General features: G+C 56.0%; 22 protein-coding genes. All 22 read right to left on the bottom strand.

What is annotated here, in order from left to right:
- Window positions 1-4 precede the first annotated feature (4 nt).
- Entirely contained in the window at window positions 5-745 is a 741-nt protein-coding gene (locus QWI16_RS10345; RefSeq protein ID WP_302712902.1) for a flagellar motor protein, read from the bottom strand.
- Window positions 745-1,803, bottom strand: a complete 1,059-nt coding sequence (locus QWI16_RS10350) for a protein-glutamate methylesterase/protein-glutamine glutaminase (protein WP_302712903.1) — start codon at window positions 1,801-1,803, stop codon at window positions 745-747. The genes QWI16_RS10345 and QWI16_RS10350 overlap by 1 nt, the downstream gene beginning before the upstream one ends.
- 63 nt (window positions 1,804-1,866) lie before the next feature.
- Window positions 1,867-4,098: a chemotaxis protein CheA gene (locus QWI16_RS10355; protein ID WP_302712904.1), complete on the bottom strand. Its 2,232-nt coding sequence runs from the start codon at window positions 4,096-4,098 to the stop codon at window positions 1,867-1,869.
- Between the two features lie 11 nt (window positions 4,099-4,109).
- A complete protein-coding gene (locus tag QWI16_RS10360; RefSeq protein ID WP_302712906.1) occupies window positions 4,110-4,904 on the bottom strand; it encodes a protein phosphatase CheZ in 795 nt (264 codons plus the stop codon).
- 27 nt (window positions 4,905-4,931) lie between these two features.
- Entirely contained in the window at window positions 4,932-5,315 is a 384-nt protein-coding gene (cheY, locus tag QWI16_RS10365; RefSeq protein ID WP_302712908.1) for a chemotaxis response regulator CheY, read from the bottom strand.
- A gap of 146 nt (window positions 5,316-5,461) precedes the next feature.
- A complete protein-coding gene (locus QWI16_RS10370) occupies window positions 5,462-6,205 on the bottom strand; it encodes an RNA polymerase sigma factor FliA (protein WP_441294559.1) in 744 nt (247 codons plus the stop codon).
- Window positions 6,206-6,208: 3 nt separating this feature from the next.
- Window positions 6,209-7,036: a MinD/ParA family protein gene (locus QWI16_RS10375; RefSeq protein WP_302712910.1), complete on the bottom strand. Its 828-nt coding sequence runs from the start codon at window positions 7,034-7,036 to the stop codon at window positions 6,209-6,211.
- A gap of 73 nt (window positions 7,037-7,109) precedes the next feature.
- Window positions 7,110-8,462, bottom strand: coding sequence for a flagellar biosynthesis GTPase FlhF (gene flhF, locus QWI16_RS10380; protein ID WP_302712912.1), 1,353 nt, complete (start codon window positions 8,460-8,462; stop codon window positions 7,110-7,112).
- A 19-nt stretch (window positions 8,463-8,481) separates the two neighbouring features.
- Window positions 8,482-10,689, bottom strand: coding sequence for a flagellar biosynthesis protein FlhA (flhA, locus tag QWI16_RS10385; protein ID WP_302712914.1), 2,208 nt, complete (start codon window positions 10,687-10,689; stop codon window positions 8,482-8,484).
- Between the two features lie 183 nt (window positions 10,690-10,872).
- Window positions 10,873-12,012, bottom strand: a complete 1,140-nt coding sequence (flhB, locus tag QWI16_RS10390; RefSeq protein WP_302712915.1) for a flagellar biosynthesis protein FlhB — start codon at window positions 12,010-12,012, stop codon at window positions 10,873-10,875.
- Window positions 12,012-12,797 carry a flagellar biosynthetic protein FliR gene (gene fliR, locus QWI16_RS10395; RefSeq protein ID WP_302712916.1) on the bottom strand — a complete coding sequence of 262 codons (786 nt, stop codon included), beginning with the start codon at window positions 12,795-12,797 and terminating at the stop codon, window positions 12,012-12,014. Before fliR ends, flhB begins: the two co-directional genes overlap by 1 nt.
- Window positions 12,798-12,799: 2 nt before the next feature.
- Complete coding sequence (fliQ, locus tag QWI16_RS10400) at window positions 12,800-13,069, bottom strand: flagellar biosynthesis protein FliQ (protein WP_302712918.1); 270 nt, start codon at window positions 13,067-13,069, stop codon at window positions 12,800-12,802.
- A gap of 3 nt (window positions 13,070-13,072) precedes the next feature.
- Window positions 13,073-13,888 carry a flagellar type III secretion system pore protein FliP gene (fliP, locus tag QWI16_RS10405; RefSeq protein ID WP_302712920.1) on the bottom strand — a complete coding sequence of 272 codons (816 nt, stop codon included), beginning with the start codon at window positions 13,886-13,888 and terminating at the stop codon, window positions 13,073-13,075.
- Window positions 13,889-13,892: 4 nt separating this feature from the next.
- Entirely contained in the window at window positions 13,893-14,381 is a 489-nt protein-coding gene (gene fliO / locus QWI16_RS10410; protein ID WP_302712922.1) for a flagellar biosynthetic protein FliO, read from the bottom strand.
- A gap of 3 nt (window positions 14,382-14,384) precedes the next feature.
- Window positions 14,385-14,819: a flagellar motor switch protein FliN gene (fliN, locus tag QWI16_RS10415; protein WP_302712924.1), complete on the bottom strand. Its 435-nt coding sequence runs from the start codon at window positions 14,817-14,819 to the stop codon at window positions 14,385-14,387.
- Window positions 14,806-15,816 carry a flagellar motor switch protein FliM gene (gene fliM, locus QWI16_RS10420; RefSeq protein ID WP_302712926.1) on the bottom strand — a complete coding sequence of 337 codons (1,011 nt, stop codon included), beginning with the start codon at window positions 15,814-15,816 and terminating at the stop codon, window positions 14,806-14,808. Before fliM ends, fliN begins: the two co-directional genes overlap by 14 nt.
- A 12-nt stretch (window positions 15,817-15,828) precedes the next feature.
- The gene (locus tag QWI16_RS10425) at window positions 15,829-16,383 is read right to left on the bottom strand and encodes a flagellar basal body-associated FliL family protein (RefSeq protein WP_302712928.1); all 555 of its coding nucleotides are present in this window, start codon (window positions 16,381-16,383) and stop codon (window positions 15,829-15,831) included.
- 189 nt (window positions 16,384-16,572) lie between these two features.
- On the bottom strand, window positions 16,573-18,219 hold the full coding sequence (locus tag QWI16_RS10430) for a flagellar hook-length control protein FliK (RefSeq protein WP_302712929.1): 1,647 nt from the start codon (window positions 18,217-18,219) through the stop codon (window positions 16,573-16,575).
- 97 nt (window positions 18,220-18,316) lie between these two features.
- Window positions 18,317-18,658 (bottom strand): Hpt domain-containing protein, encoded by a 342-nt coding sequence (locus QWI16_RS10435; protein WP_302712931.1) that lies wholly within the window; start codon window positions 18,656-18,658, stop codon window positions 18,317-18,319.
- A gap of 124 nt (window positions 18,659-18,782) precedes the next feature.
- The gene (locus QWI16_RS10440; RefSeq protein WP_302712932.1) at window positions 18,783-20,480 is read right to left on the bottom strand and encodes an ATP-binding SpoIIE family protein phosphatase; all 1,698 of its coding nucleotides are present in this window, start codon (window positions 20,478-20,480) and stop codon (window positions 18,783-18,785) included.
- Between the two features lie 21 nt (window positions 20,481-20,501).
- Entirely contained in the window at window positions 20,502-20,807 is a 306-nt protein-coding gene (locus QWI16_RS10445) for an STAS domain-containing protein (protein WP_302712933.1), read from the bottom strand.
- Between the two features lie 149 nt (window positions 20,808-20,956).
- Window positions 20,957-21,412: a flagellar export protein FliJ gene (fliJ, locus tag QWI16_RS10450; protein WP_302712934.1), complete on the bottom strand. Its 456-nt coding sequence runs from the start codon at window positions 21,410-21,412 to the stop codon at window positions 20,957-20,959.
- Window positions 21,413-21,414 lie beyond the last annotated feature (2 nt).

Consider the following 21,414-nt stretch of genomic DNA (forward strand, 5'->3'; position numbering starts at 1 on the left):
CCCCCTAGGTCAAGTAACCGCTGAGCTTAACCTCGATGGCCTTGGGGTTCTCCCCATCCGCAATGCCCATCACCCCTTCAATCAGCATTTCGTGGTAGCGCGAATCGCGATCCACACACTGCTTGAGCTTATTGGCGATAGGAAGAAGGAACAGGTTGGCCAGAGCCACCCCGTAAATCGTCGCCACAAAGGCCACCGCAATACCAGGGCCGAGTTGCTCCGGGTCGGCGAGATTACTCATGACGTGAATCAGCCCCATCACCGCGCCGATAATGCCAATAGTCGGTGAATAGCCCCCCATGCTCTCATACACCCGCACCGCATCCATATTGCGCTGCTCTTGCAAAATCATGTCGCCTTCAAGCACCCGGCGAATCGCATCGGGTTCATTGCCATCCACCAAAAGCTCAAGCCCTTTGCGTGCAAAACTGTCCTTTTCTTCTTCGGCCAAACGCTCGAGACCTAAAAGCCCCTCTTTGCGGGCCACTACAGACCAACTGGTCACCCTGTTTACACCCGCGTGAAAGTCGATATGGGGCGGGCGAAATACCCAGCGAAAAAGGCGCATTGCACGCTTCAGGCAATCCTTGGGCGTCTGCAACATGGCCGCGCCAATGGTACCGCCGAGCACGATAACCGCGGCCGGCAGATTGACCAGAGAGCCGAGCGATCCCCCCTCAATAAAGTTACCGCCGATGATAGCGGCAAACCCGAGAATAACACCGATGATGCTGAGTAAGTCCATCAGCCCACCTCGTCAGAAATCGCCCGACCGATGTCTTTAAGCGGCAATACCCGATCGGTCAACTTAGCTCGGGCCACCGCCATGGGCATGCCATAGATAACGCAGCTGGCCTGATCCTGGCTCCAAATTTGCGCACCGCGCTGCTTGAGTAGCTCAGCGCCTTTGCAGCCGTCCGACCCCATACCCGTTAAAACAACGCCAAGGACTCGGTCACCATAGCAGTTAGCCGCTGAACCAAAGGTAATGTCGAGGCTCGGCTTGTAGTTCACACGGGCATCATCCGGCATGATTTTAACAGCACCGTTGCCGCGTTTATCCAACATCATTTGCTTGCCGCCTGGTGCCAAAAGCGCCAGCCCTGGACGCAGTTGGTCACCATCGACAGCCTCGCGAACCTCAATGGCACACTGCTTGTTGAGTCGCTCAGCAAACGCCTTGGTAAAGTTCTCTGGCATATGCTGCACCAGCAGTAATGGCAGAGGAAAATTGCGCGGCAGCTTGGTCAGCACATCGGTCAGCGCCACGGGTCCACCCGTGGAAGCGCCAATGATAACCAGTTTGGGCTTGACCGCGCTGCGCCTGGGTATAGGCCGCGGCGGCGGCTTGATAAAGTCAACCTCAGGCGCAGTGACTTTGGGCGCAGGCTTGGCGGCCTCCTGAGGCTTGCGCGCCAGAGTCAGTAACCGCTCGTGCAGCTTTTGCGTAAGAGTGATTGAATTGCGCGAGACTTCGGCAAAATCCTTGGGGATAAAATCTAAGGCACCCGCCGCCAGGGCGTCGAGGGTGATTCTGGCACCCTCGTAGGTCAGAGACGAAAACATCAAGATAGGGGTGGGTTGCTCGGCCATGATATGTTTGACAGCGGTCACACCATCCATCACCGGCATTTCAAAATCCATGGTGATGATGTCCGGCTTCAGCTCACGGACTTTATCCAGTGCCTCGCGACCATTACTGGCGACCCCGACCACTTGGAGGCTCGCATTTTGCCCAATAATGTCTTTTAGACGGGTCTGAAAAAAATGCGAATCGTCGACGATTAATACCCGTACGGGCATGCCCTCTCTCCCATCAATACCGCTTCAAACGGAGTCATTGTCTGCTGGTTTAGCCAACCGGTCTCAGGCGCCGCGCGAGTAATGTTTGAGCAGGCTGGGCACATCGAGAATCAACGCAATGGTGCCGTCGCCCGTAATAGTGGCACCAGCCATACCGGGAGTGCCTTGCAGCATTTTCCCAAGTGGCTTGATAACCACCTCTTCCTGGCCTATGAGCTGATCCACCACAAAACCCACCCTGCGGGTACCGACGGTGACAATCACCACATGCCCTTCTCCCATACTCTTGGCACTGACTCGCTGACCATGGACGAGCCAATTTTTCAGATAGAAGATGGGAATGGCCTGATCGCGCACAGCCACACATTCTTGCCCGTCGACAATATGGGACTTACGCAAGTCCATATGAAAAATCTCGTTCACACTCACCAGCGGCAAAGCAAAGGTTTGATTTGCCAGCATGATCATCAAGGTGGGCATAATCGCGAGGGTAAGAGGTACCTTGATGTTAAAACGTGTCCCCTCACCCAAAGTCGACTGGATTTCTATCGAGCCATTAAGCTGTGTGATTTTGGTTTTGACCACATCCATGCCCACACCGCGGCCGGATACATCCGAGATTTCCTTTTTGGTGGAAAAACCCGGAGCGAAAATCAAATTAAACGCCTCGGTATCGGATAAGCGCTGCACAGTGTCCGCGTCAAATACGCCTTTATCCACGGCAATCTGCCGGAGCTTCTCAGGATCCATACCCGCGCCATCATCGGTAATGGACAGCAGGATATGATCACCTTCCTGCTCTGCGGCCAACACCACCCGGCCCTGCCGAGGCTTGCCTTTTGCCTCGCGCACCTCGGGCAACTCGATTCCGTGATCGACGGAATTTCTTACCAGGTGCACCAAGGGATCGGCTAGCGCCTCGACAAGGTTTTTGTCGAGATCGGTCTCTTCACCCACAAGCTCAAGGTTGATGTCTTTTTTCAGATTGCGCGCGAGATCGCGCACCACTCGCGGAAAACGGCCGAACACTTTCTTGATGGGCTGCATCCGAGTCTTCATAACGGAGGTTTGAAGATCGGCCGTAACCACATCCAGATTGGCAACAGCTTTGCTCAGCGCCTCGTTCTGGGCGCTGTCGCCGAGTCGAACCAGACGGTTGCGCACCAACACAAGCTCACCGACCATGTTCATGATTTCATCAAGGCGTTGCGTATCCACCCGAACGGTGGTGTCCACCTGTGCCGGCGCTCCGCCTTCACGCTCGGGGCGGGTTTTCACCGGCGGCGTATTGGTTTTCATGGAGGGAGTGGGCGCATCGCTGCTTTTCTGCGCCCCAGAACTGGCCGCCGGCTTGGCCGGCGTATTGCTCGGCGCTGTGGCTGCGGGTGCCGGCCCCTTACCCTTACCGTGCAATTGATCCAGCAGAGCCTCGAACTCATCGTCGGTTATTTCATCACTTCCGGTAGCCGCTTTATCGGCTTTTGCCGGCTCTTTGGCCGCGGGCTTAGCAGGGGGCGGCGCAGAAGCTTCCCCGCCCGGCCCCTTGCCTTTGCCGTGAAGCTCATCGAGCAATGCTTCAAACTCGTCATCACTGATGTCATCACTGACCGGCGCTTTCGTATTCGTCGGCACACCGGGGGCTTTGCCCTCCCCGTGCAAGCTGTCGAGCAGCGCCTCGAATTCATCATCGGAAATATCATCGCCCGCGGAGCTTGGGCTTTCGCTGGCTCCGGCGGCTTTTGGAGAGGAAGGCGATGGTGTGTCACCGGCCAGCGCGTCCAGTAAATCACTGAACTCGTCGTCGGTCATATCGCTGCCGCCGCGAATTTTTCCTGGCCCCGCTTCGGTGTTAGCAGCCGCTGATTCCGTCGTGGACACCTGATTTACCGGTGACTCCTGCAAATCTTCACAGGCGACCAAGCGCTCGAGGGTGGCAATCAGCTCCGCAGACGGTGGTGTCACCTCTTCGCGGTGGGACACTTGTTCAAATTGCTGGTTTACAACGTCCAGAGCTTGGAGCACAACATCCATCAACTCCGAGGTCACTTCGCGTTTACCGTTGCGTAAAATATCAAACAGGTTTTCGGTGACGTGGCAGCACTCCACCATGGGGGTGAGCTGCAAAAAGCCTGCACCGCCTTTTACCGTGTGAAAACCGCGAAAAATGGCGTTGAGCAGGTCGCGATCGTCGGGCCTGCGCTCGAGCTCGACCAGCTGCTCGGAGAGGTTCTCCAGGATCTCTCCAGCCTCAACCAGAAAGTCCTGAAGAATGTCTTCATCATCACCGAAACCCATGCACTGATCCTCTAAAATCCGAGACTGGAGAGCAGATCGTCCACTTCGTCCTGACTGGAGACCACATCGTCTTTCTGGGTATTGATTTGTGGCCCTTCACCGCGACCGTTATCGACGACGCGGGCCTTACCCTCGCTATCGGCCTCGACATGCAAACCTGTAATTTCTTCCACTTGGCCCGCGATTCGAACCAGACTGACCAAGTCCTGCTCGACCTCGGCAATCAAGCCCATCACCCTCTTCAACACCTGCCCGGTGAGATCCTGAAAACCCTGCTCGAGAATAATTTCCTGGAGATTTTTGCCAAGCTGCTCGGTGCCGCTTTCCATTTGCGCCAAGAAATCTTCCATGCGGGTGTACAGCGTGCGGAACTCCTCGGCGCTCATGTCCCCGCTCTGGAGCCTGGTCCATTCGTTGCGAAGATTGTTGGCTTCCTGCCCCAAATTCATGGCAATGGGCGCCGCCTCTTCTACCATATCCATGGTTTTATCGGCGGCTTTTTGGGTGAGCTCGATAACGTACTTGAGACGATCGGAAGCATCGCGAATTTCTGATCGTTCAATGTCCGGCGGCTCCTTACTGAAATCGCCATCGACATTGAAGTTGACGATCGCGTTATGCAGGCCGCGAGTCAAGCGACCAACGGACTGATACAAGTGTTTGTCCCGCGACTCAATAATCGAATGTATCAGCTTGGAAGCTTCAGCAAAGTCATTCCCCTGAAGCTTTTCGACCAGCAGGCTGGCACTCTCCTGCAGCTCTTTGACAAACAGGTTATTGTCGTGCTCTTGCTTTTCCGAAGTCATTGTTGTGCCTTATTCTTTTCTGGAAGTCTAGCCGACGCGCTCGAATATTTTTTCTATTTTTTCCTTGAGTGCGGCAGCGGTGAACGGCTTAACCACATAGCCGTTGACGCCAGCCTGTGCGGCCTCGACAATCTGATCGCGCTTGGCTTCCGCCGTCACCATCAGCACCGGCAAAGAGGCCAGCTTTTCATCGGCACGGACGGCCCTGAGTAGCTCGATGCCACTCATTCCTGGCATATTCCAATCGGTCACCAGAAAATCAAAGCCCCCACTTTTCAGCATCGGCAAAGCGGTGACCCCGTCGTCCGCTTCATGGGTATTGCTAAACCCCAAATCTCTAAGCAGGTTTTTTATGATCCGTCGCATTGTCGAAAAGTCATCGACAATGAGAATCTTCATATCTTTATCCAATGCTGCCTCCGTCTCACCCCAAACAGGGAAGTATGGTTTAACTCTTAGTCTAGCCGCTGGCGGCTGTGAATCCAGTGCCAGCAGGCTACATACAAATTAGGTCCAGCCGAACCGAGCTGGAAAATTACTGGGAATTGCGCCCCGGGTCAATCGCCCAGCGTCCAGTCAGACAGCTTGGCTCGCAGGCGGCTGGCGGCCTGCGAGTGGATTTGGCTCACCCGGGACTCGCTTACGCCTAAAATTTGACCAATTTCCTTGAGGTTTAACTCTTCATCATAATACAGAGCCAAGACAAGCTTTTCTCGCTCGGGCAGCAGAGTTATCGCCTGGCTGAGCGATCGCTTGAGGCTTTCACGGGTAAAGCCCTCTTGCGGGTTGGCAAATTCGTCGCCCTCGCCGGCCAAAGATGCGCTGGCGTCGTCGGCAAAGGTCTCTTCATAGCTGAACAGGCGGCTGGAATTGGTGTCACGTAGCATGGCGTAGTACTCGTCCAGTCCCACACCCAGCTCGGCGGCGACCTCCGCGTCTTCGGCGTCGCGACCCTCGCGCGCCTCGACTCGGCCAAGGGCCTCACTCACCCGCCTGGCGTTGCGGTGTACCGAGCGCGGCGCCCAATCACCACGGCGCATCTCATCGACAATCGCACCGCGAATTCGGATCCCGGCGTAGGTTTCAAAGCTTGCACCTTTGGAGCCGTCGTACTTCTGCGCGGCCTCCAGCAATCCGATCATTCCTGCCTGGATTAAATCATCTACCTGAACGCTGGCCGGCATACGCAGCATCATATGATGAGCGATGCGCTTAACCAAACCAGCGTACTCTTCCACCTCGATGGTGTTAGCTTGTGCTCTTGTCTCAGTGTACATAGCCAACCCGTTTGCCGCGTTCATTGATCAGTACTCCGAGCCCGCCGCCTGCAGCAGTCGCTCGACGAAAAACTCCAAACGTCCGGTAGGGGCCGAGGGCAAAGGCCAGCGATCGACATTCTCGGCCAGCTCACGAAGCGCCTGCGCCGCTTTGCAATTGGGAGCGAATTCTAACAGGGGCGTTTGCTTCTGAATGGCCTTGCGCACTGTTTCATCGAAAGGCACCTGGCCAACGTACTGCAAGCTAACGTCGAGGAATCGCTCACAGACCGTATTGAGCTTATTGAACATTAACCGCCCTTCACTGGCGGTCCTAGTCATGTTGGCCACCACACGAAAGCGCTGCAGGTCGTATTCTTTATTGAGTAGTTTGATTAGGGCGTAGGCGTCGGTGATTGAAGAGGGCTCATCGCACACCACCACCAGCACTTCGTTTGCCGCGCGCACGAAACTCACTACCGTGTCGGAAATACCCGCCGCCGTATCGATGACCAATACATCGACTTGTTCGCTGAGTTCACTAAAGGCACTGATCAGCCCTGCATGTTCCTGCGCACTCAGCTCTGCCATGCGCTGCACCCCGGAAGCGGCCGGCACAATTTTGATGCCGCCCGGACCGGTAACCAACACTTCTTGTAGGGTACAACGCCCAGCGAGCACATCCGCCAGGGTGTATTTGGGTGAAATACCCAGAAGTACATCGACATTGGCCAAGCCCAAGTCGGCGTCCATCAATACCACCCGGCGGCGCAGCTGGGCGAGCGCAATACTCAGGTTCACGGAGATATTGCTTTTACCGACTCCCCCTTTGCCTCCAGAGACGGCGATAACCTGTACGGGGCGACTTTGACTCATTCGAACTCTCTCTCTACAGACCCGGCCCGACGGGCTCTGGGTACTGGCGTAACCTTACGCCCTGGATTTGCCATTAACCCTGAGCTTTACGGGCACTTGCGGCGGCCTGAGCCAGCTGCGCGGCCCGACTGATCAACTGATAGCCGCGGGCAAGCTCAATATCCTCCGGGATATCCTGCCCATGCGTAGTATAGGCTATTGGCAGCCTTGCTTGTATGGCGCAATCTACCGCTTCTCCTAGACTGGCGGTTTCATCCAGCTTGGTCAATACACAACCTTCAAGGGCTGCTTCACGGTAGGCATGGACGGCTGCCTTGAGCATTTGTGGCTGACTGTTGGAGGGCAGTACTAAATAGGACTTAATACGCGCAATACCTGCCAACTGCTGCATCTGCTGTTTTAGCTGCGGGTCGCCATGGCGCATGCCCGCGGTATCGATGAGCACCAGCTCACAGCGGCGCAAACTGCGCAAAACGCTGGGCAGTGGGTTATTTGCATCCACGACCCGCAGCGGCACGCGAAGAATGCGAGCCAGGGAGCGAAGCTGGTCGTGGCCCGCCAGTCGCTGAGTGTCGGTGGTCACCAGCGCAACCTTATCGGCACCGTGTTTCATAACATAGCGCGCCGCCAACTTAGCGACGGTAGTGGTCTTGCCCGCGCCTGTGGGGCCGACGAACGCAAAGACCCCCCCTGCGGCGGTCACATCCTTACCGGCCACAGGCACAGCCTTAGCCATTCGCGCCATGGCCTCGGGCCAAGCTTTCGCCACCAGGCGGTGAGACAGGGGCTTTTTCAGTACCGCCCGACATACTCGCTCGGAGAAGCCCAATCTTTCAAGCCGCTGACCAATACCACTGAGCTGCGCTTTACCCGGTCCACGAGGGCTGGCGCCCAAACGCCCCAATTGCTCTTCGAGTAACAGCCGCATTTGGGCGATTTCCTCGTGCAGCATATCAATATCGTTGCTGGCATTGGCGGTGGTAACCGCAGCTGGCGCGGGTGTCTCAAGTAAACCATAGCGCTCTGCGGCCGACTGGGTTCTAGCCGGGGCGTGCTCGGCAGAGCTGTGCCCCTGAACGCGGATACCGGCATTCACCACCTGGTTATCGCGCAGGAATTCGTCGGCGGAGGCCTCAGTCAATTGCTTGGCGGCCAGACGGCGACTGGCAAGTTCAATGTCAGCCGCTATATCGGCTCCGGATTTGCCCAATTTATGAGAGGCCTCGGCGGCAAATGGCGCTGCGGTGTTGGCGTTTTCCGACACGGCCGGAGCCACGGCACTGGCGGGTGCTCCGCCGCTGGTAAGAATCTCGACCCCCTCTTTCACCCGACGACTTGAGAGAATGATGGCGTCTTCGCCGAGTTCCTGACGCACCAGCTCCAAAGCCCGGCGCATGTCTTTGGCCACAAAACGTTTCACCTGCATAGCAATCTCCCCTTACACCCTAGCGATCGGCTGATACTGAGGCATCGATCGTAATCTGTTTGTTATCCGGAATTTCTGTATAAGCCAACACGTGCATGTCCGGAACACTGTGCCGACAGAACCTGGCCAGCATCGATCTGAGCGGCGCGGCCACTAAGAGCACCAGCGGTTTACCCGCCATCTCCTGCTTTTGAGCAGCGCTCACCAAGGATTTTTGCAACTTCTCCGCCAACCCCGGCTCAATAAACGCACTGTCATCAGCGCCAGCTTTTTGTGCCTGCTGTACGGTACCTAGCAATAGCTGTTCCAGCTGTGGGTTCAGCGTGATAACCGGCAATTCCGGCGCCGTGCCATTGATGCCCTGGACAATTTGTCGGGCCAGGGCGACACGCGCCAGGGCCGTTAAAGCGGCGGGATCTTGACTCTTGCCGCTCTGCCCTGCCAAAGCTTCGGCAATACTGCGGATATCGCGCACAGCCACGCGCTCACGAAGCAGATTCTGCAGCACTTTCAGCAAGGTGTTCAGGTTAAGGGTATTGGGTACCAGTTCGTCGACAAGCTTGGGCGATGTCTTCGCCAACATATCCAGCAGCTTCTGCACATCTTCATGACCAATAAGCTCATGCACGTGCTGCTGCAGAATTTGGTTGAGATGGGTCGCCACTACAGTACTGGCATCCACGACGGTGTAACCCAGAGTCTGGGCCTGCTCCTTCTGCGAACTACTGATCCAGATGGCGTCCAAACCAAAGGCCGGGTCCTTGGTCTTGATGCCGTCGAGATCGCCAAAGACCTGCCCTGGGTTGATGGCCAGGTCCCGCTCCGGGTGAATCTCAGCCTCGGCAGCAGTGACGCCCATAAGGCTGATGCGATAGCCATTGGGTACCAACTCAAGATTGTCGCGAATGTGCACGGTGGGCACCAGAAAACCCATCTCCTGCGAGAGTTTTTTCCGCACGCCTTTTATGCGACCGAGCAAAGTGCCCCCCTGATTTTTGTCCACCATGGGGATCAGGCGATAACCCACCTCCAGGCCGATCACATCCACGGGCTGAACGTCGTCCCAGTTGAGCTCCGTTGCCGGCTCGCCCGGCGGCAAAGCAGCACCGGCCGGAGCCGCTTTAGTCGGAGCGGGCGCTGCCGCCCCCGTATTGACCGGTGTGCCCGGCCGGACGCCCTTGGGAAAGTAGTCGTCTTCCACCGCCTCGGGCTGCTGCTTGCGCCAGTGAATGTAGTAGGCGATCGCGGCACACAGCGCCGCCAGGCCGAGGAAGGCAATGTGGGGCATACCGGGAATAACGCCCATGATGAACAAAATTCCCGCGGCAATAATCAGGGCTTTGGGAGAGTCGAACATCTGCGACATCACCTGCGCGCGCATATCCTGCGAGGTATTGACCCGTGTCACCAGGATGGCCGTGGCGGTCGACAGCATAAGCGAGGGAATTTGGGCCACCAGGCCGTCACCAATGGTCAACAGAATGTACTTCTGCAGGGCATCGGCAAACTCCAGATTGTGCTGCACCATGCCGACACCCAGACCGCCGATGATATTGATGGCCAGGATCAAAATACCGGCGATGGCATCACCGCGAACAAACTTACTGGCACCGTCCATGGCGCCATAAAAATCGGCCTCGCTGGCGACATCTTCGCGCCGGCGTCGGGCCTCATCCTGATCAATCAAGCCCGCGTTCAGGTCGGCATCAATCGCCATTTGTTTGCCCGGCATGGCATCGAGGGTAAACCTGGCGCTGACCTCGGAGATACGCCCTGCACCCTTGGTGACCACCACAAAGTTAATGATCATCAGAATCAGAAACACCACCAAGCCGACAGCGTAGTTGCCGCCAATCACCACTTCACCAAAGGCTTGAATCACCTTACCCGCCGCGTCCCCGCCCTCGTGGCCGTTGAGCAAGACCACACGGGTGGAAGCCACGTTCAGGGCGAGCCTGAGCAGGGTCGCCACCAGCAAAATCGTGGGGAAAGCCGCAAAATCAAGCGGGCGCAATGCGTAGACGCCCACCAACAACACCACGATAGACAGGGCGATATTGAACGAGAAAAAGGCATCCAGCATAAACGCGGGCATGGGAAGAATCATCATCCCGAGCAGCATGATCAGCAAGATAGGAATGCCGATATTGCCTTGGCCTACCCCTTTGAGCTGCAAGAGCGCGGCTTTGCTGTTGGTCTTATTGAGTTGCCCGAAAGATAGTGCCATAGAGGTACGGTTTTTTGACGCCTGTCGTTGTGTAGGAGGCGTATCGCAAGAACCGTACCTAAAGCGGTTGGAGAGTCAAAACCTTTTCGCGCAAACGCTCAAGGGGGACAGCCAGAGGGGGAATGCCTAGCTCAATGGGTTTGAGCGTTTAGACCCTCGCCCAACGCTTTGGGCCCGAACCCCTCATCCGTCGAAGCGCATGTCCCTGGGCACATTGATGTCCCGGGGATAAAGCGGCTTATCGCCGCGCCCGCGCCGGTAGGCTCTAAGCCCGAAGACGTAGGCCAGCACCTGTGCAACTGCCATGTACAGGCCCGCAGGGATTTCATCGTCGATCTCGGTGGTGTGATAAACAGCGCGCGCCAGAACCGGCGACTGGATAATATCGATGTCATTGACTTTGGCAATTTCCCGAATTTTCAAGGCGACATGATCTACCCCTTTGGCCAACAATATCGGTGTTGCCATGTTCTCAGGATCGTACTTAAGAGCCACCGAGTAGTGCGTAGGGTTGGTAATAACCACATCCGCCTCGGGCACCTTGGACATCATGCGCCGCTGCGCCATTTCCCTTTGCAACTGTCGAATACGTCCCTTGACCTCGGGTTTGCCCTCAGTGTCCTTGTGCTCATCTTTGATTTCCTGGCGGGACATTTTCAGCTTTTTGCTGTGATCCCACATCTGAAAAGGTACATCGATCACCGCGATCAAAATCGTTACCGCGGACATCGCGATGGTGGCGTAAGCACTGATCTGCAGCGACTCCACAATACCCACCCGGGTTTCCTCGGCCGCCAGCTGAAGCATGTCTTGCTGCCAAAAAAACAGCGCAAACATAGCCACAGCCATGACCACAGCCACTTTTCCCAGAGACTTGGCGAGTTCAACCAGAGCCTTGACTGAGAACATTCGCTTGAGACCCGCCAGCGGGTTCATGCGACTGAATTTTGGCGCCATCGCCTTGGCACTGAGCAACCAGCCACCCAACGCAATGGGTCCGACAATAGAAGCCACCAGGAGCATAAACAACAAGGGCACCAGGGACATCAGCCCTTCATAAAATGAGCTGCCCAAATGAGCATACATCGCATTGGTGTCAAACACCTCGGCGCGGGCCAAAGTGAAGTTATTAATCGTTAGGTTTTGCATACTCAGGCTGATGAGCTGGCCAAACACGTAGAGGCCAATGCTACCCGCCAGCAATATAAAGGTGGTTGTCAGATCCCGAGACCTGGGAATCTGCCCATCTTCACGCGCCTTTTCCAGTTTTCGGGGCGTGGGTTCTTCTGTTTTTTCCTGACTGCTGTCGTTATCTTCGGCCATCAGGGCAGCCTCATCAACTGCTGGCCGATCAACGCCGCATCATCAAATACCTGGCGGAAATACGGCAAAAACGCCATCAGGCTGATCCACATAAACAGCAGCCCAAAGATCAGAGTGATGGGAAAACCAACGGTAAACACGTTGATTTGTGGCGCGGAGCGATTCATGACCCCAAAGGCCATATTGATCACTAAAAGCGCCGTGAAAACCGGCAAGACAAACACCAGCGCGGCACTGAACATCCAGCTACCCAGCGAAGCTATCTCAATAAAAGTCTCTACGCTGAGCCCGGCTCCCCCCACAGGCAGACTGGTAAAGCTTGAGACAATAATATCGATGATTACCAGATGACCGTTCATAATAAGAAACAGGACGGTGGACAGCAGCAGGTAAAACTGCGAAAGAACCGTCACTGAAATGCCATTACTGGGATCGTTCATGGAGGCGAAGCCCAGCCCCATCTTCATCGCGATCAACTGCCCCGCGAGCACAAAGATGTGCAGTGCCACCTGAAAAGCAAACCCGAGTGAGAGACCGATCAGCACTTCATTAAGCACCCGCAAAAACGCCTCGACACTGACATAGTCTACAGGCGGCGGACTGGGTAACATGGGGCTAACTAGCAAGGTAACAAACAGCGCCAATAAGATTCTAATCCGCGCTGTAACCGTTCGCGCGCCAAAAATCGGCGCGGCCATAAACAAGGCGCCGATACGAATAAACGGCCAGAGATACTGACCGATAAACTGGGACAGCTGGGCATCGGACAGAACGAGAGGCTCCACGATTAGCCTATCAAGTTGGGGATGCTGTTGAACAAGCGATTGAACAAGTCCATAAGCTCCATCACCATCCAGTTCCCGGCAATCATAATAGTGATCAGCATAACGATAAGCCGAGGCAAAAAGCTTAAAGTTTGTTCGTTAATCTGGGTGGCCGCCTGAAACATACTCACCACCAGCCCCACCACAAGACTGGGGCCGACAATAACCAGCACCATCAACACGGTAAGATAAAGTCCATCGGCGAATAAACCCAGCGCTATCTCGGGCGTCATTGCTCAGACTCCAAAGCTCGCTGCCAGCGTGCCGATAATCATGGCCCAACCATCGACCAAAACGAACAACATGATTTTAAACGGCAGTGAAACAATCAGCGGCGAGAGCATCATCATGCCCATGGCCATCAAGACACTGGCCACGACGATATCAATCACCAGGAAAGGAATAAAAATGATAAACCCGATTTGAAACGCCGTTTTCAGCTCGCTGGTGACGAATGCCGGTACCAAAATCGAAAAAGGCGTATCCTCGGGTGTTGCAATTTCCACATCGCCGGCGATACCCACAAACAGGGCAATATCGCTTTCCCGAGTCTGAGCGAGCATAAAGCTATGAAACGGCCGGGCTGCCTCAGCAAGCGCCTGCTGCGCGCTGATTTCATTATTGATGTAGGGCTGTAAAGCCTGGACATTGGCTTCGTCGAACACCGGTTTCATAATAAAAAGGGTTAAAAACAATGACAGGCCAATCAGTATCTGATTTGACGGTGACTGCTGCAACCCAAGTGCCTGACGCAAAATGGCGAAGACAATAATAATGCGGGTAAAAGACGTTACCATCATGAGCAATGCTGGCAGGAATGTCAGCATGGTCATAATGGCGAGAATTTGCAGGGTGACCGAATACTCTTCGGTGCCGTCATCGTTGGTAGTGACGGTGAAAGCCGGCAGCCCTGGTATGGCCGGCAGTGCGCTGCTCTGGGAGCTCTGCGCCAACTCTGTCGGCGCAACCTCTGGCGCCTGCTGCGCCTGGGCCGGGACTGCCGTAATCACCCAAAGCGCCAAGAGTAAAATCAGCCCACGAACTAGCGTCATAGGGTTAGGATCGGCGCGCAGCATCGTCTACCTCGGCGGGGTTGCTTTTAGGCCCACTGGCACCGCCTGACTTCATGACAGACAGTAATTTTTCGGCGAAATCCTGACGCTCTTCACTGGCCTCGAGCGTCACAACGGGCTCATCAAACACATGTAACTGACGAACGGTTTGGGGCGTCACCCCGAGCAAGATCTGTGTCCCGGCAACGTCCACTAACAGCAGTCGCTCTCGAGTGCCAAGCGGCATACTGGCCACCACCCGCATGTGCGGTGACTTGAGCCAGCCGCTGCCGCCGCCGAGTTTTTTCACGCACCAAGACAGCAGCAAAATCAGGGCGATAACCGCAGCGAGCGCCACCAGCACAGACAATAGTTGACCGGCCGAACCCGAGCGCACAACCTCTGCGCCCTCTTTTTCGGCGGATTGCGCCAGTGCCAGGCTCGCCACGCAAACGCTGGCGCCGGTCAATGCGCTCTTGAGCCAGAGTTTCATCGTCTAACGCAACTTCTTAATCCGCTCTGACGGACTGATAACGTCGGTCATGCGGATACCAAATTTTTCGTTAACCACGACCACTTCGCCGTGAGCAATCAAAGTGCCGTTCACTTTCACGTCCAGTGGCTCCCCGGCCAATCGATCCAGCTCAATGACCGAACCCTGGTTGAGCTGCAGCAAGTTGCGAATAGTAATAGAGGTGCTGCCCACTTCCATTGAAATAGTGACGGGAATATCGAGAATCAGATCGAGCTCGGGACCCACTTCGCGGGGCCGGCCTTCCTGCTTTAACTCATCCAGGGCCATAGCACTGGCATCGTCCTCGGCGGCACTGTCCACCACCTCTTGCTCCTGCATGGCGGCAGCCCACTCATCGGCCATGGCATCCTGGTCCAACTCGGACTCATCATTATTATCAATATCATCGTTTGCCATGCTTGCCTCCTTCAGCGGCCGTAATGTTATAGGCACTGCTGTGATCGATAAAGTCGTTTACTTTCAGGGCCAGATTGCCCTTGTGCTGTCCGAGTTGTGTGCGAAACACTGGAACGCCATTGGCGGTTAACACGTGCTGATCGGGGAACTCCACCGGGATGATATCCCCCACGTCCAAATCAACGATGTCTCTGAGGGTGATTTCGCGACGGACAATCTCACACTCAAGCTCTACCGAAGCGGTCAGTACATCCTCGCGCAGGGCCTTGACCCAGCGCTCGTCCTGCTCGTCACTGTCACTTTGCAAGCCGGCATCCAGCACCTCGCGAATCGGCTCGATCATTGAGTAGGGAATGGTCAGGTGCAATTCACCACCGCCGCCGTCCAGTTCAATGTGAAAGGTGCTCACCACCACCACTTCACTGGGGCTAACGATATTGGCCAGTGAAGGGTTGACCTCCGAGTTGATGTACTCAAACTCAATGGGCATCACCGCCTTCCAGGCCTCACCCAAATCGACAAAGACCTGATTGAGCACCATCTGCACGACTCGCAGTTCAGTAGGAGTAAATTCACGGCCTTCAATTTTGGCGTGACGCCCGTCGCCACCAAAAAAATTGTCCACAAGCTTAAACACCAGCCGCGCATCGAGAATGACCAGGGCCGTTCCGCGCAAGGGGCGAAACTTAACCATGTTCAGGCTGGTGGGCACGTAGAGTGTGTGGACATATTCACCAAATTTCTGAATTTGAATTCCGCCCACAGAAACATCAGCGGTTCGGCGGAGCATGTTGAACATGCTGATACGAGTGTAGCGGGCAAAACGCTCGTTGATCATTTCCAAGGTGGGCATGCGCCCACGGACGATGCGATCCTGACTGGTCAGGTCATAGGAGCGGACCGCACCGGGATCGAGATCCGACTCAGTATCGATGTCCCCTTCGTCAACGCCGTGCAACAGCGCATCGATTTCATCTTGCGTTAATAAGTCCTGCACCCTTGTGCGCCTCTATTGCAATACCAGGTTGGTGAACAGCACCTGCTCAATGCCGGGTTTACCGATTTCCTGCTGCAGCACTTCCTGCACTTTTAACAGCGCTTGCTGACGCAGTAGCTCTTTGCCTTCGGCGGTTTGCAGCTCCTCGTAGCTCTGGCCACGCATTAACATAACCAGGGCATTGCGGATAGCAGGCATGTGCAGCTCAATCGCGGCAACCACATCGTTGTCGCGCAGCATAAAACTCATCTCCACTTGCATATAGCGCTGCCGGCCGCGCACCTCGTAATTCGTCACAAATTCGGGTTTGAGCGGGTAGTAGATTGCCGGCTGTATGGCCGGCACTTCGGCTTCCTCGGCGGCTGCCACCTCTTCCCCCTCGGCGGCGGGCTCGCTCTCATCGAAAGTGCCCAGTAAAAACAAGGTGCCGACCACAGAAACGACGATCAATAGCAGCGCGACGACACCGATAATGATCCACTTTTTCTTACCGCCACCGGTTTTTTCCTGATCTTCTGCCGAATTTTCCTCGTCATCATCCAGGTCTTTGCGATCGTTGTCTGCCATGTCAAATATCCGTCACTCGGGCGTTTTTTGCGTCTTATACAGGCTTATCAGCAAACGGCGTGCCATAGGCCTGCGCCGGTCAGCCACTGAGTGTAGCTAACCGCGCTGAAGTGAACAACGACAATTGCAACCGCTTGAGACGATGCTCAGAGAGGTAGGGCCTATAGAATCAGGCCCTCTTTTGGCAAATCAGGCGTATTGATCGATCAGGCGCACCACAGCACTGGCGGCTGCGGCCGTGCTGGCCTGAGTATCGTCATCCGCTTCACCGCCACGAGTACCGAAGCCACGACGACCCTCACCGGGCTCTTGCTCTTCACCGGAATGATCCGCCTGGCGGTCAGACACATCGACGTTTACCTGCTGCATGCCCTGCTCGGCAAGCATTTCACGCAACCGAAACGCGTTTTGATCCAGCGCTTCGCGCACTACGGCCTGCTGGCTGGTAAAGGTGATGTGGGCCTGATCATTTTGCACAGAAACCCGCACCTGCAAAGGGCCAAGATCGGGAGGGTCCATGCGCAGCTCGGCAGAACTGATTTTCTGACTTGCCATCCACAGGACTTTTTGGCCGACCGCATCCCCCCACCCTGGAGAGGCGAACCGAGCTCCGAGCTGCGATTGCAGCGTCGGGGCTTTTACCTCGATGGCCGCCGGGCTGCGCTGTCCGGTCAAATCACTCAGTGCGCTAATACTCGCCTGGCTGACCCGATCCGTCGCTTCACCACGAGAGGAGAACAAATTGTGCAGTTTAGCCACATCCAACAACTTGCCAGCATCGAGCTGTTTGTCCAGGGTATTGGCCTGTCCCCCTTCGTCGCGCAGCCGAATAATGCTGTGCTTGCCGAGGAGCCTATCCCCCTCTTTTACCGCCAACTCGCCAGTCGGCGCCTTATCGTCCGCACCTTTGAGTGCAAACTTATCCGCTTCTGTCGGGCTCAGCGGTTTGGTCGCTGCCGCCTCCCCCGCTGCTGTGGCTATACCGTCGAGCTTAGCGCTGTCCGCAACGACGTTTTGCCGAGCCGACCTCACCACACCCATCTGCACACCGGCAAGCCACTGTGCCAAGGCTGACTTTGCATCGGAATCCGGCTGAGTGTTCACCTGTTCAACGACCGAATTTAACTGCGTTTTCAGCCAGTGAGCCAAATCGGTATCTGCCACTTGATCGTTGATCAGCCTCTCAGCCTGAGCGAGGGTTTCATTGACATTGTGTTCTGCCGAAAAAAGCACCGCCAACTGGTTGAGCAACCCCTGCAGTTTTTCTCGCTCAACGTCGCTCAAATCGGCCAGTTTTGCCGCAATCTCCGGCGTAAGCCCCTCGAGATCAGCACTTTGCTCGAGCATGAGCGCCAACAATTCACTGCGCCGCTCGGGCTCCATGGCTTGAAGAGCGGCCTTTTGCTCTGCCGGCAAGGCCTCAAGGGCATCACGCTGCTCATCGGTCAGTTCAGCGTCGGCGCTCTTGTCGGTGCCACCCTCGATCTTCGCGTCTTTGTCATGAGCCACTGTGCCCTCATTGGCCGCACTATCGGTGGTGCTGGGCCGCTCCCTCACAGAGCCGCGTGCTGTAGCAGGCTCAGGCGCTGAGCTTTTGCCTCGGGCATCCGGTCTGCCCACTGGCTCTTTCGCCGGCGATGAAGCCGGCGGCGACGATTCTCGCGGCGGCTCGCGGCGAACGGACTCAGGCCCCGGACGCTGGTGTTTGTCGCTGTAAGCGGTATTGAACGCGGAGCTGAAAGGCTCACCGGCCTGCGCGGCCTGCCGTTTGCCTGCCTCGCGGGGCGCCGCAGTCTGAGGTTTGAATAAAGCGCTGAGCAGTGTGGTATCGGTCATTGCCGACAACTCCTGTATAAAAGCGGCAAGCGCTTGCCGCTTGAGTGGTGATTTAAGGTCTACAGGAGGGTAATAGCAAAGCCAATGCCAGACAGGCTTACTGGTAGATTTCGAGCTGGTTTTTCACCTGGTTAAATTCATTTTGCAGCTCCACCAAAAGATGCTCCAGGCCTTTGAGTTCACCCTTGGCAGCGCTGTCTTCGATGGTTTGGCACCTCGACACCAGACCATTGGCGCCGAGATTGCTGCAGCTGCCTTTAAAGCTGTGGGCGGCGCGGCGAACTTCTTCGCCATTTCCTGCTGCCAGTGCCTTTTGCATTGACGCCAGGCGCTGCTCGGAATCGCCAATGTAGGTCTCAATCAGATGATAAAAGTCGTCTTCCATCACCTCGCGCAAGGCGGCCAGGGTATCGTGGTCTATGGGGTGGGAGTCACTCATCCTCTGCCTCCTTGCGCCGGAACGGCTCGTCGAGCAGCCAAGGGTGCGCCCGTTCGTTGCACAGGCTTTGCTCACGTCTCATCTGCACCTCCTTCGCCTCGTCAATAGCCCGCCCCGGGCCGGGTCAATCGTCACAATGCCAACGGTAAGTCGCCAGTACGCAGTTGCCCGGCTCGCGATACTCCAGGGTATCACACAGGGTTTCCACCAACTTGAGTCCACGGCCGCTGTAGTCATTGCCACCATCGGATTTTAACGAGCTTATATCAAAACCGGCCCCGCTGTCTTCCACGATAATGTTCAAGCAGCCGCCCTCGGCAAAAGTCTGATGCGCGAGAGTGATGCGTATGTAACCCTCGGTAATTTGCCCGGTGCGCTCTTTGCGAAGCTCGTAGTACCGATCGAAACCATCCGGGTTGTTTTTGAGGTTGGAGTCCAGCCCCAGCACCCCGTGCTCAAGGGCGTTGGTGTAGAGCTCGGATATCACGGTGTACAAGGTACCACTGTGATTGCGCAGGCCCGGCACCTCTAACAACACACTAAGCAGCAAGGGCAGCGGATCGAAAATGGCAAAGCTGGAGGGCTTGACCTCAAACGCCAGGCTCCACTCGGCCAGCTGGGACTGTGCCCTCGCCTGAACTGATTTATCGACATAATCGAGCGGCGATGGCGCCATTACCAGCTCAATCAGAGACAAATCGTCGCTTTTCTCGCCGCGACCAACAAAGGCCTTGACTTGAGAGAGCACTTCGTCGAACAACTGCTCACGCTCGGTATTGCGGGCGAAAACGCCGAGCAGCCGCTCCTCGCCAAACATCTCGCCCGCGGTGTTGCGAGCTTCATGGATACCGTCGGACCACAAGTAAAGCCTGTCGCCCTCATCCAAATGCAGCAGAGCCGGATCGGCTTTGAAATCCTTGTTGCTTAATACCCCGAGGGGCAGATGCGTCGACTTGACCTGCTCTATCTCGCCGCCGGCTCGGTAAATATAGGCGGCAGGCAAGCCGCCCGTCCAAATACGCACCGTGTTTTTGCGGAAATTCATATCGACCATGGTCGCGCAACAAAACAGTCCCACCGGCAGTATGCTTTTCAGTTTGCCGTTAATTTCCGCGAGGATGTCCGTCATGGAAAAGCCTTTGCTCACCATGCCGTAAAACGTCGTCGCCAGAGGCATGGCCCCGATGGCAGCGGGCAGACCATGCCCGGTAAAGTCCCCAAGCAAAACCATAAGGTTGCCTGCCGGGGTGGTAGAGGCCACCATTACATCGCCGTTAAACACCGCCAGTGGCGACAAAAAATAGCGCAAATTATTGGTGTTGAGGTGGCCGCCACTGGTGATATTGTCAAACACCTGCTTGGCAACAGTCTGCTCTTGCAGAAAATGCTCGTTGTGTAGGGCGATTTGATCGCGCTGTTCAAGCATGGTGCGGTTCATCGTCCGCATGCGGTAGAACGCCTTGATCTTGGCCTTGAGAATCACCCGGTTGTAGGGTTTGGAGAGAAAGTCATCGCCGCCGGCCTCAAGGCACTTCACCAAAGATTCAGTGTCCGTCAGCGAGGTGAGAAAAATAATAGGTACCAGCTCTTCGCCGGCCAAGGCTTTAATTCTTCTGGCCGCCTCAAAGCCGTCCATATTCGGCATAAGTGCGTCCAATAGCACAATGTCCGGCCGCGCCCGATCAAACTGCTCAATCGCCTCAAGACCGTCGCGTGCGCTGACCACGGTGTGGCCCTCCTTGCGTACGATGGTTTCGAGGATCAGCCGGTCGGTATCGGTATCATCGGCGACCAGTACGGTGATGGCCCGGTCGTCTTTCATCAGCTGGCACTCCGGGCCCGGTTACTCGATACTGAACAGCTGTTCAAAGTTGGAAATCGTCAGAATGCGCTTGACGTCGGTACTGGTGTTTTTAATCTGAATACTGGCATTGTCGCCTCCGGCATGGTCCCGCAACAGCAGAAGCATCCCAAGCGCGGAGCTGTCTAAGTAGGCGGTATCGCTCATATCGATCACATAACGACTGGGTTTGGTGGGGAGGTTTTCGTAGGTGCCGCGAAAGTCCTGATGAGAGCTGAAATCAAACCGTCCCTTGATGGCGATGGTGAGCTCAGAGCCATCACTGGAAACCGTTGACGAGATTGCCATAACGTACCTCTTTATCTGGGCTGAAGGAGCATGACCCCTGGTAACCCACGCGCTGCGGGCCTCTCCATGGAGCAAAGCGCCATTTTATATCATAGATTGCGCTGCTTTCGTCCTCCAAGAATAGACCATTTTGCGCCGCCGCAATAGCTCTAACCTACCCCACTGGGCTTGTGCCGACGCGACGCACTGGCCATTTCATCGAGCTGTTTTTGCAGCTGCTTCTCCACCTCGCGATCCTCTCCCCGGCGTAGGCGAGCGATCAGATCTTCCACGGCCTTGCGCCGCTGGTGCTGTTCATGCCAGTGCCGCCGGACGGTTTCGAGCTGTTGCTGCAAAGTGGCCAGCTTGCGCTGCTGATCGTCGATCGCACCACCCAAGTGCAATAAAAACTGACTGTAGCGCGACAGCTCGGCCGGCCCCATACGGGCCTGATCACTGGCGTAATGCCCGAGATAGGTATCGCGGTATTCGGCCAGCTGAGCGAGCTGTTCGGTTTCATTTCTCACCAATTCGCTGTGCCGGCTCAGATAGCCGGCGGCCTCTTGCTCGTGCCGCTCGGCCACCATCAGCACCACACCCATACGCTCCGATCGTCTGGCTGCCACCG

Origin of the sequence: Gilvimarinus algae (genome assembly GCF_030518215.1) — a bacterium.
GTDB classification, from domain to species: domain Bacteria; phylum Pseudomonadota; class Gammaproteobacteria; order Pseudomonadales; family Cellvibrionaceae; genus Gilvimarinus; species Gilvimarinus algae.